This window comes from Pseudomonas grimontii, assembly GCF_007858185.1.
In the GTDB taxonomy this organism is placed as follows: Bacteria; Pseudomonadota; Gammaproteobacteria; order Pseudomonadales; family Pseudomonadaceae; genus Aquipseudomonas; species Aquipseudomonas grimontii.
The window spans coordinates 59,180-68,863 of the sequence record NZ_VFES01000029.1 but is presented as its reverse complement, the minus strand read 5'-3'; the positions used below and the strand labels follow the sequence as shown (position 1 = coordinate 68,863).

The window sequence follows — 9,684 nt, the reverse complement described above, 5'->3', positions numbered from 1 at the left end:
GCTTGTCGTTATTTACTTGCCTTGAAGAGTGGGGAACGATAAGTCGGAAACTGCGTGAATCCCCGCGAAAACGGGGATACCAGCAAGATGAGCTATGGAGTGGGAGATTTGGTTAGCGCATATGGGGGCAAGCCCCCTCCCACATTAGACCTGCTTTGCCTGAAGGATCGGATTCACCGGCTGAGCCACCTTGGGCTTACGAAACACCAACACATTCCCCACCATCACCAGCACCAACCCCGCCAACGCCGGCGCGGTCCACTGGTAGCCTTCGGCAAACGCCGACACATTCAGCGCCACCACCGGGAACAGCACCGTGCAATACGCCGCGCGCTCCGGCCCCATGCGCCCGACCAAGGTCAGGTAAGCGGTAAAACCGATCACCGACCCCGGAATCACCAGGTACCACAGGGCGCCGACATACCGCGCGCTCCAGTCCATCTCAAACGGAATGCCCCGCACCACGCAGTAGGTCGCCAGCATCAAGGATCCATACAACATGCCCCAGGCATTGGTGGTCAGCGGCCTCAGGCCAGCCTTCTGCTGCAGACTCGACAACATATTGCCCGCAGAGAAACACATGGTCCCCAGCAACGCCAACCCCAAACCCAGCAAGGTCTGCGGGCTGGCGGTGTGCCCCACCAGTTCCGGCCAGAACAGCAAGCCCAAGCCCGCCAACCCGAGGCCGCCGCCCATCAACACGTTACGCGCCACCCGCTGGCCGAAGAACACCCGGGCGTTCAGCGCATTCCACAGCGTGGCCGTGGAAAACACCACCGCCACCAGGCCGCTGGGGATCCATTGGCTGGCCGTGAGAAAGCACATGAAGTTGACGCAAAACAGGCACAGCCCCTGGGCCAGGCAGATGAGGTGCCCGCGCCGGTTCATCACCTGCAACTTGCGACTGATCAGCAGCAACGCAAACAACACCAGCGCCGCCAGGCCGAAGCGGTAGACGATGGACACGGGAATCGCCACCACGCCCAGTTGCCATTTGAGGGCAATCCAGGTGGTGCCCCAGATCAGCACGGTGAGTAAATACAGGGAAAGGTTCATAACGGGCTCCATCGATTGAGCCACAGTGTCGCCCTCAACCCGGGCAAGGCTCTTGCACATTCTTGCGCTTTTGTCGGGCGACGGGATCACAGCGCCAGCCTCGCGGAGTAGGATGCAAGGCGTCGGAGAACACACACCATGTCAGACCTGGAATCCCTGCAAGTCTTCCAAGCCCTTAACCGCTCGCCCCACGCACGCCTGGAAGCCTGCGCCGAGCTCGGTGACGGCTTGTCCGCGGCCTTGTGGAGCAACCATCATGATTCCCAGGACTACCAGGCGCCCAGCCATCACACCTTGTCCTGCTATGTCGATGGCGGCACCGGCACGTTTCGGCGTGACCAGCCGGGCACCAAGGGCGGCCCCGACAAGCTGTGCATCCTGCCTGCCGAGCACCAATCGGCCTGGGTGATCAACGGTGAGATCCGCCTGGCCCACGTGTATTTCAGCCCGGAACAATTTGCCCTGGGCTGCGTCACCCTGCTTGACCGCGAACCGCGCACGCTGGAGCTGCAGGAAAGCACGTTCCTGGAAGACGAGCGCCTGGCCCGACGCTTCCACCAGTTGATCGCCCTCAACTGGCACGAACCCGCCGAACGCCTGCTCACCAGCAGCCTCGCCCATGAAATGCTCAGCCACACCCTGCTCAGCCAGGTGGGCGCCCGCGAAGGCCTGCGCTTGAAAGGCGGGCTGGCCGCCTACCAACGACGGTTGCTGATGGACTACATCGACCAGCACCTGGAAGACCCCATCAGCCTTGGGCAACTGGCGGGGTTGTGCGCGTTGTCGGAGTACCATTTCGCGCGGATGTTTCGCCAGAGTTTCGGCCTGCCACCCCATCAGTACCTGCTGGCGCGCCGGCTGACTCGCGCGCAAAACCTGCTGCGTGGCGGCGCCCTGCCGTTGGGCGAGATTGCCTTGCTGTGCGGTTTCTCCAGCGCCAGCCACTTTACCCATCGCTTCCGCCAGGCCATGGGCGCCACGCCCGGCGAATACCGTCAGGCGTTCATCTAAACCATCAAGCCCAGGGTCTTGGCCTTGGCCACCGCCTGTGTGCGGCGCTCTACGCCGAGTTTGCTGTGAATGCGCCGCGCGTGGGTCTTGACGGTGTGCAGGGAGATAAACAGGCGGTCGGCAATCTCCAGGTTGGAACTGCCGAGGGCGATCAATTGCAGCACTTCCAATTCGCGCTGGCTCAAGGGGTTTTCCACCGTGCCGGCGGTTGACGCCTGAGGCTCCAGGCCCAGCTCACTCAGCAGTCCCGGCGCGCGCAAACGCAGTTCGCGAATCGCTTGTTGCACCTGGCAACGCCCGGCCAGTTCCAGGCCGGCTTGCAGCGAGCGGCGCGCCAGCGCCGGATCACCCAACTGCCAGGCGACTTCGCCCAGCACCAGGTGCAGTTCGATTTCCAGGCACAGCATGCCGCGCTGATGCGTGGCCTGCAGCAAGGCGTTGAGCCGTTCCAGCGGTTGATCGGCGCAGCCCAGTTTCACCTCCGCCAGCACCAACAGGTATTCAAGACGCGGGATCAGTTCCAGGGTGGCCGGTGGTGCTTGTTTGGCCAGCGGCCCACGGAAGTGACGCAACACGCGGCGCACCGCTTCCACGGTCAATTCGGCGCGCCCCTGCTGCAACCAGAAGTGCCCGCTGACCAACAGCAGCACCGCGCGGTACACCGTGTCCGGCACTTGGCGTTGCTGCATCAATCGCTCGGCTTCACGCAACTGGATAAAGGCCTGGGCGTAATCGCCACGGTTGGCAGCCAACAGCGCCAGGCCGAGGAAGCCATAGAGCACGCGCTTGTCCTGGCTGTGCAGGCACATCTTCAAGCCCGTGTCGAAACACTCGGCGGCCAGACTGTCCTGGCCCTGGCGCAAGGCCAGATGCCCGCGTCGCAAGGCGATACGTCCCACCAAGGGACCGGCCTTGAGCCGCTGTTCAAGCAATATGGCTTGTACATTTTCCAGCAGGCTCTGGGCCCGATATGGTGCACCGCGCTGTTCCAGTAATTGAGCGTGATCCAGCTCAAGCAGCGCCTCCAGCAGCAACGAACCATTGGCGCGTGCCAGGCACAGTGCTTCGCGGTTCAGGCCTTGGGCCACGTCCAGTTCGCCACGCAACAAGGCTTGCTGGGTCAGGCCCGACAGGCACATCAACCGCGAGGTCCACGCGCTGTCGGGCAAGGCTTGCAGCGCCTCAAGAAAATGCAGGCGCGAACCCTCGGCATCGCCGCCCAGGTGCAGCAACCAGCCCCATTGCGCCTGCCAGCGCGCCAATAAATACCGCTGTTGCGCCGCCGTCGGTTGCGGGGCAAACCGGGCCAGTTGATCGATGCACACCGCCGCCTGTTCGAAGCGCCCGGCAAACAGCAACGCCGCCGTCACCAGCCCCACCAGTTGCGGCGAGCCGAGCATCAATTCATCGCCATGCTGCTCATGCAGGTGCAACAGCAATACGGCGTTCTGCTGGCGGAACAGGTCCTCGAAGCTGAAGTGCTGCAACAGGCTCACCGCCATTTCATATTCTTCGGCCAGCAGCGCCTGTTCGAAGGCGGCCTGCCAGTCCTGCTCGGCGCAGAACCATTGGCAGGCGCGTCGATGCCAGGAGCGTTTGGCCGGCCAGGGTTCGTTCTGCATCAGGTGCGCCAGGGGTGCAAAAACCTGCAGCCAATCGGTGTCTTCCCACGGTTGGATAAAGGCGCCGAGCACCTGCAAATCCTTCAAGTACTGGTCACCGTCTCCCGCGCCGAACAAGTGCTCGCACAGGCCGGCATTGAAGCGCGGCAGATGAGCCAGTACGCGCCAGGCCTCCACCAGCTCCGGCGGCAGTGTGCTGAACAGCTCGTGTTGCAGGTAGTCGAGCAAGGTCTTGTCGGGGTGCCCGTCGCCCAGCAGCGCGATGCGCACACCCGCGCACCAGCCGGCGCTGAACTGCAGCACGCTGTCGACCGAATGCCCGGGCGCATGGCTGAGCAGTTGCTGGATTTCCACAGGGCTGAAGGCCAGTTCGGTACCACATTCGAGCAACTCATCGTCGAGCAGCAGGCGCGGCCAGTTACACGCCGGTCGCCGCCGCGCGCCCAGCCACCAGGTCAGGGCCGGGCTGCTGGCGCTGAGCAAGCGGTCGAGCAAGGCGTCGGTCTCGGGCGTCGGCAAGCGGCAAAAATCATCGAGGAACAGCCACGCCGAGGCCTGCCAGCGACTGAGGTCGAGCAGCAAGGTGGTTTCATCGGTAAACGTCAGGCCCAGGTTTTGCGCGAGCCGCAGGCACAGGTCGAGGGGGCTGAGGGCAGCGCCATTGAGCGGCAACCAGTACACCTGGCACCCCGCAGGCGCTTGCAACGCACACTCGGCGAGCAACGCGCTCTTGCCGCTGCCACCGGGCGCGCAGAGTAATTTGACCCTGGCCTGGGCCGCCAGCAAGGGCTCGGCCAGGCGTGGGCGCAGCAGATGGTGAGCGGACAGCCGAGGCATGAATCCAGGACGGTCCAGGCAGCGTGTCATGGCAGTCATTGCTGCATCCTGCGTTCTTATTGTTATGCAACCTGGCGCTTACCCTAGTCCTGTGGCGGGTGGTTGTTGAAGAAGTATTCAGCAGGGTGATTGAGGGCCATGCACAAAACCCAATGTGGGAGGGCGCTTGCCCCCGATGGCGGTGTATCAGTCAACCAATCCAGTGACTGCTACTCCCTCATCGGGGCATAGGTATCTACACAATTTTCAGAGACTGGCGAGTTCCCCTGTGGCGAGCGGGCTTGTCCCGCGTTGGGCTGCGAAGCAGCCCCAGTAAGAAAGAACGCGGTGTATCAGACACTCTGTGGAGGCTGGTTTTGGGGCTGCTACGCAGCCCAACGCGGGACAAGCCCGCTCGCCACAGTTGCCCTATCTGCCGGGCGTTCAGCGTTGAGCAAAAGTTGTGTAGATACCCATGCTCATCGGGGGCAAGCCCCCTCCCACATTTTGCCCCCACTTCGATCCGTGATCAGCGCACGCCTTCAGCCCGCAATGCCGCCGGGGTGTAGTCCGCTGCCTTGGCCGCGAAGCCGAACACGAAGCTGTTCTTCTCCTCGTTCTTCATGCCCAGTGCGATGTAGCGCCCGGCGATGATGTCGTACAGGGTCTCGACGGTGTAGGCCGGCACCTGGTGGTCGTAATAAAACTGCGAATGGCCTTCGGCGACGCGCCACAGTTGGCCGCGACCGTCGTAGTGATCCACCAGCGCGACTTGCCAGCTGTCTTCGTCGATGTACATGTGGCGCTTGGCGTAGATGTGCCGCTCGCTCGGTTTGACCGTGCCGACCACTTCCCAGACGCGGTGCAGTTCGTAACGGGTCAGGTCCTGGTTGATGTGACCGGCCTTGATGATGTCGTCGTATTTGAGCGACGGCGAATCGAGCTTGTAGCTGTTGTAGGGGATGTACATCTCTTTCTTGCCGACCAGCTTCCAGTCATAGCGGTCGGGGGCGCCGGAGAACATGTCGAAGTTGTCGGTGGTGCGCAGGCCGTCGGACGCGGTGCCCGGACCGTCATAGGACACCTGCGGCGCGCGGCGCACGCGGCGCTGGCCGGCGTTGTAGATCCAGGCCAGGCGCGGCTCCTTCACCTGGTCGAGGGTCTCGTGCACCAGCAGCACGTTGCCCGCCAGGCGCGCCGGGGCGGTGACCGATTGCTTGAAATAGCTCAACACGTTGGCCGCCTTGGCCTGGTCGATATCGGGAATCGCCTGGGGCACCGCCACTTCCTCCTCGAAGCGGATCGGCGTGTAGCTGCCATTGGTCTGCGGGGTGGCCTGGGTGATGATGCGGCGCAGGTTGCCGCCGTGGTAACGGGTGATGTGGTTCCACAGCACTTCCACGCCATTCTTGGGAATCGGGAACGCGTAGTAACGGTTACCGGTGAAGTTTTCCAGGCCGTTGCCGTCGTTGATCGCCTTGACGTTCAGCGCGCTGCGCTTGATCGACTCGTAGATGTCCGGTGGCAGGTTGACCGTGCGGTGGCTCGGGTACACCGGGATCTTGTAGGTCTCGGGGTAGCGCTTGAACATCGCCACCTGGCCGTCGGAGAGTTTGTCTTTGTACTTGTCGACGGTGGCCGCGGTGATCACGAACAACGGTTTTTCACTGGCGAACGGGTCGGCGAGGAAGCCCTTGCTGTCCACTGCGCCAGCGTTTTTCGGGATGCCGCCGGTCCAGGCCGGGATCGAGCCATCGGCGTTGCCGGCTTTTTCGGCGCCGACCGGGGTCAGGGTGGTGCCCAGCTTGGCCGCCTCTTCCGGCGACACCGCCGCCATCACGTGGGAGGCCAACAGGCTGAGGGCCAACACTGCAATTGTCTTACGCATGGATTCTTGTCCTTCTTTAAGCCAAATCAGAAGTTCACGCCGAAGCTGAGGGCGAGGAAGTCGCGGTCTGTCAGGGTGTTGTAGTCACCGCCAAAGAAGTCGGTGTAGCTGAGGCTGGCGGTGTAGGTGCTGCGGTAGTCCGCATCCACGCCAACGCTGATGGCCTTGGCGCCTTTGTTGAAGATCCCGTTAGGGCCGTAGCCGGCCACGTCATGGGACCAGGACAGGTTGGGCTTGAGGTTCACCCCGAAGAGCGCGTTGTTGTAGTCGAGGATCGCGCGCGCGCGGTAGCCCCAGGAAGTGGAGGTGACGAAACCGTCGGTGTCACCCTGGAAACCGTAGGCGCCATACACCGAGTCGCGGCCGTAACGCAGCTTGGATTTGTCTTCCAGGCCGGCCACATGCACAACGGCGGCTTCGCCCACCAGGGTCAGGCGTTCAGCACCCAGCACCTGGTCAAAGAACTGGGTCATGGTGCTTTGGATCTGGGTGATTTCCTTGCGGCGGTAGCCCTTGTTGTCACTGCCGAAATTGCTGCGGATAGGCGAGGCCAGTTGGCCGGCGATCGGGTTGATAAGGGACAGGGTCAGGTCGGTGGAATTCAACTGCACCGGGGCATTGGGCCGGTAGCTGATTTCCCCGGTCCACGCTGTGCCGGTAGGCAAGGTTGTGGAGAAGCTCGCGCCGAACAGGCGAATGTCTTCCGGGTACTCGAGGTAGTACTGGCCACGGCCGAGCATGGTGCTCTGGGCCAGGGCCGAACCGAAGCCGGCCGGGGCAGCCGCCGCGATACCACCGATGGTCGCTAGATTGGTGTTGGCGGTAATCGTGCCCACAGTCGGCGTGCGGCTGTGGTAGTTCATGAAGTACAGGCCGTACTCCGTGTCATCGCCCAGCCAGCGCAAGGCTGCACCGAATTGGCCGGAGTCCCGTGCATCACGGTCACCAGCGCGTTGCACCACCACGCCTTCGCGGGTCACTACAAAGCCTTGGCCGCGTGCCGCTGCAATCGGTTGCAACGGCGCGATTGCCGGGCTACCCACCGTGTAGTTACCGGTGCAACCATCCGCCGCCACATCCCCGCCGAAAAACGTGCCGCAGTTATCCAGCACCGTCTGGTCCCACTCCAGCTGGTAGAAGCCTTCCACGGTCAGTTGGTTGGTCAGGCTCTGGGACGCAAACAGCATGTTGACCGGAATCAGCCCTTCCTTGATCTCGGCGCCGGGACGACGGAATGCCGACACGTCGATGGGGTTGATGCTGTTGATCGAGTTGCCGATGAAGGTACTTTCACCCCAACTGACCACCTGTTTACCGGCGCGCACGGTGCCCGGCAGATCGCCCAGGGAATAGTTGTGATAGACAAACGCATCGAGGATCTGCGCACCGCTGGATTTGGCGCCTTCCTTGCGGTTGTGGTCGCTGATCTGCTTGAACTCGCGGTCTTCGTCCTTGAGCTCGAAGTCGTACCAGTATTTGCCACGCACGAACACACCGGTATCGCCGTACTTGAGCTCAAGGTCATGCAGGCCTTTGAAGATCTTCGAGAAGGTCTCACCCTTCTTGAAGTTCAAGCGCCCGTCATCTCCCGTGGAAGCCTGACCCGTGCCGCCATTGACGGTGCCCACGAGTTTTTTATCGGCATCGCGCATGCCCCAGCTCGAGCCGACCGACAGCGAGGAATCGAATTGCCCTTCGATCTCGCCAATGTTGAAAGAAACAGCCTGTGCCTGGGCACAGCAACCCAACGCAACCGCAGCGGCCAGCGCCTGTGGCGTGAAGATGGCGCGCATTATTGTTTTTGTCATGCGTCTTCCCCGGTGAGTGACAGAAGGCCCCACCCTACTGCCGCGCATCAGGAGCGATAAGCGCACCAAGGAGGGATTCGTGTTGTCGCTCGAAAGGATTACCGGGCGCTCTGGCCTGGGTCTGGCGGAGGGCATGGACCGGGTGGATGGTGGGTTATCAAGAGAATGGATGGCGATCTGGGTAACTGTTGCCATATCGGTAACAGTCCTTGTCCTGATCGGCTATTACTCATTTTGTTACAAGCGCTTATTCTTGCCTGGCTTTCAGGGCAAACCGCCCGCTTCCGCTCTCGGAAGAAAAGCCGAGTTTGAATGGATTGAAGTGTTTTTTCAGTCTGTTACCGGTGTTCACTGACGTTGATTTGTCGCTCCTTGATCCAACGTCTTACTTCAGCCACTGCGTTTGCAGTGGCTTTTTTTTTGCCTGAAATAAAACGGGGCGCCATCAGCGCCCCGTGGGATTCAAGCTTTTTCAAGCAACGATCACAGGCTGTACTTCTGCAAGTTCGCCATCATTTCCTTTAACGCCTCGATATTGTCCTTGGGATGGGCTGCGCCTTCGAAGTCGCAGATCTGCGCCCAATGTGCCGCCACATCGTCTGGCGAGAACCCGGCTTCAGGGTCAAAGCCTACGCCCAGGCTGCGTTCCCAGCGGGTCTTGCCGATCCAGCCGCCCCCCACCTCGAACAGCCCTGAGGTTTCCTGGCACGCTTCGCTGCCCAGGTACACCACCAGCGGGCTGACCAATTCCGGCTTGAGGCGCTCGAACACTTGTGGCGGGATCAGGCCTTCGGTCATGCGCGTGCCGCCGGTGGGGGCGATGGCATTGACCAGGATATTGTTCTTGCGCCCTTCCAGGGCCAGGGTGCGGGTCAGGCCGTACAGCCCGAGCTTGGCCATGCCGTAGTTGGACTGGCCGAAGTTGCCATAGATGCCCGAGGTGGATGCGGTGAAGATCACCCGGCCGTAGCCCTGCTCGCGCAGGTGCGGCCAGGCGGCGCGGGTGACTTTGTAGGCGCCTTCGACATGCACCCGGTAAACCAGGTCCCAGTCGGTGTCGTCCATTTTGTGGAAGGTTTTGTCACGCAGGATGCCGGCGTTGTTGACCACCACGTCGATGCGGCCGAAGACATCGAGGGCGTTCTGGACGATCTTGTCACCGTCGGTGACAGAGTCATGGTTGGCCTCGGCGATACCGCCTGCCTCGCGGATCTGCGCCACGACCCGGTCGGCAGCAGACGCATTGGCGCCTTCGCCCTGGGTGGAACCACCGAGATCGTTGACCAGTACCCTCGCCCCGTACCTGGCGAACAGCAGCGCATGGGCCCGGCCCAATCCGCCGCCGGCACCGGTGACGATCACGACCTTATCCTGGAACTGCACTGACTCACTCATACCGAACTCCGATGGCGACAATGGGAATGGCTCGAGTGTCCGGCAACGCGTCTGCGGTCACAATAAATACGGCTGAGGCTGAATGGTG

General features: G+C 62.1%; 7 protein-coding genes. 2 read left to right on the top strand and 5 right to left on the bottom strand.

Translation table 11 applies throughout. The features are described 5' to 3' along the window. Positions 1-144: 144 nt before the first annotated feature. The gene (locus FIV39_RS29625) at positions 145-1,056 is read right to left on the bottom strand and encodes a DMT family transporter (protein WP_090400719.1); all 912 of its coding nucleotides are present in this window, start codon (positions 1,054-1,056) and stop codon (positions 145-147) included. 138 nt (positions 1,057-1,194) lie between these two features. On the opposite strand from FIV39_RS29625, the gene FIV39_RS29620 reads away from it, so the two are divergent. Beyond that, entirely contained in the window at positions 1,195-2,067 is an 873-nt protein-coding gene (locus FIV39_RS29620) for a helix-turn-helix domain-containing protein (RefSeq protein WP_090400720.1), read from the top strand. Here the strand turns inward: FIV39_RS29620 and FIV39_RS29615 are convergent. From FIV39_RS29615 to FIV39_RS29600, 3 genes are all read right to left on the bottom strand, one after another. Then, positions 2,064-4,565 carry a LuxR C-terminal-related transcriptional regulator gene (locus FIV39_RS29615; RefSeq protein ID WP_090400721.1) on the bottom strand — a complete coding sequence of 834 codons (2,502 nt, stop codon included), beginning with the start codon at positions 4,563-4,565 and terminating at the stop codon, positions 2,064-2,066. The genes FIV39_RS29620 and FIV39_RS29615 overlap by 4 nt on opposite strands. A 469-nt stretch (positions 4,566-5,034) precedes the next feature. Next, complete coding sequence (locus tag FIV39_RS29605; RefSeq protein WP_090400723.1) at positions 5,035-6,393, bottom strand: DUF1329 domain-containing protein; 1,359 nt, start codon at positions 6,391-6,393, stop codon at positions 5,035-5,037. Positions 6,394-6,419: 26 nt separating this feature from the next. Beyond that, entirely contained in the window at positions 6,420-8,201 is a 1,782-nt protein-coding gene (locus tag FIV39_RS29600; protein ID WP_090400724.1) for a DUF1302 domain-containing protein, read from the bottom strand. 79 nt (positions 8,202-8,280) lie between these two features. Between FIV39_RS29600 and FIV39_RS29595 the strand changes: the two genes are divergently transcribed. Next, a complete protein-coding gene (locus tag FIV39_RS29595) occupies positions 8,281-8,556 on the top strand; it encodes a hypothetical protein (RefSeq protein ID WP_090400725.1) in 276 nt (91 codons plus the stop codon). Positions 8,557-8,684: 128 nt separating this feature from the next. On the opposite strand, the gene FIV39_RS29590 is transcribed toward FIV39_RS29595, so the two are convergent. Next, positions 8,685-9,596 (bottom strand): SDR family oxidoreductase, encoded by a 912-nt coding sequence (locus FIV39_RS29590; protein WP_090400726.1) that lies wholly within the window; start codon positions 9,594-9,596, stop codon positions 8,685-8,687. Positions 9,597-9,684 lie beyond the last annotated feature (88 nt).